General features: G+C 72.0%; 2 protein-coding genes. Both read right to left on the bottom strand.

Annotation, left to right across the window (positions count from 1 at the left end):
* Positions 1 to 91: 91 nt before the first annotated feature.
* Complete coding sequence (fliP, locus tag ACVMLK_RS21030; RefSeq protein ID WP_457487541.1) at positions 92 to 883, bottom strand: flagellar type III secretion system pore protein FliP; 792 nt, start codon at positions 881 to 883, stop codon at positions 92 to 94.
* A gap of 88 nt (positions 884 to 971) precedes the next feature.
* Positions 972 to 1,253, bottom strand: a complete 282-nt coding sequence (locus ACVMLK_RS21025) for a FliM/FliN family flagellar motor switch protein (RefSeq protein ID WP_422926009.1) — start codon at positions 1,251 to 1,253, stop codon at positions 972 to 974.
* Between the last annotated feature and the right edge of the window lie 49 nt (positions 1,254 to 1,302).

Raw genomic sequence — 1,302 nt, 5'->3', positions numbered from 1 at the left:
AGATGTGTATAAGAGACAGCCTCGTGCCGCAGCGCGCGGGCCAGGGCGCGGCGCCGCCGGGGGCGGGGCCGGGGGTCGGAGGGGGGCGCGCTCACGCGGTGAAGCTCCGCGCCAGGGCGCCGGCCACCAGCGACCAGCCATCGACCAGCACGAAGAAGATCAGCTTGAAGGGCAGGCTGATCACCACCGGCGGCAGCATCATCATGCCCATGCCCATCAGCACCGCGCTGATGGCGATGTCGATGGCCAGGAAGGGCAGGAAGAGCAGGAAGCCGATCTGGAAGGCCTTGTTCAGCTCGGAGATGATGAAGGCGGCGGCCAGGATGTGCAGCGGCACGCCGTGGCGCGGCGCGGCGCCCGTGGTCCCGCCCTCGGCCGCGCCCGAGGCCCGGCCTTCGGGCGGCTGCCACTTGGCGATGTCGATGAACAGCGCCAGGTCGCGCTCCCGCACATTCGCCTCCATGAAGCCGCGGAAGGGCAGGATGGCGCGCTCGGCGGCCATCTCCTCGGTGATGCTGCCCTCGATCAGCGGCCGCGCCGCCTCGCTCCAGGCGCGCTCCAGCACCGGCGCCATGACGAAGGCGGAGAGGAACATCGCCAGGCTGACGATCACCGTGTTGGGCGGCGACTGCTGCAGGCCGAGGGCGGTGCGCAGCATCGACAGCACGACGACGATGCGGGTGAAGGAGGTGGCGACCACCAGCAGCCCCGGCGCCAGGGCCAGCAGGGTGGTGGCGACGATCAGCCCGACGATGTTGGTGGTCAGGCTCTGCCCGCCGCTGGCCACCGCCTGGCCGCTGAGGGTGCCCGCCGGGGCGCCGAGGCTGAGCGAGACGCTCTGCGCCAGGACGGGCGCGGCGAGCAGCAGCAGCGGCAGCGCCAGGAGGGCGGCGCGGCCGGCGCGGGGGCGGGCCGCCGCGGCCGGGGGGGGGGGGGGGAGCGGGATTCTGCGCGCCTCCGGGAAAAGGGGTTCAGCTCGCCGCGGAGACAATCTCGGTGATCGAGATCGACAGCCGGCCGTCATCGGTGATCTGGATCTCGCCGCGCGCGATCAGCCGCTCATTGGCCATCAGGTCGACCGGCTCGCCGACCTTGCGGTCGAACTCGATCACCGAGCCGCGGCTCAGGTTGAACAGGGCGGCCATCGGCAGCCGCTTGCTGCCCAGCACCACCTGCACGCTCACCGGGATGTCCATGATGCGCGGCTTGCGCTCGGTCAGGAAAGGGTTCTCGGAAGAGGCGCTGTCGCTCATCGCTTGGTCTCCTGTGGCGGATCGCCGGGCAGGGCGGGGGGGGCGGAGG

This window comes from Teichococcus aerofrigidensis, from assembly GCF_054073225.1.
The sequence above is the reverse complement of the archived record's forward strand: the minus strand, read 5'-3'. Positions and strand labels throughout refer to the sequence as shown.

Excerpts from the sequence above, each read along its gene's own strand:
- ACVMLK_RS21025 (WP_422926009.1), bottom strand. The coding sequence starts at position 1,253 with ATGAGCGACAGCGCCTCTTCCGAGAACCCTTTCCTGACCGAGCGCAAG.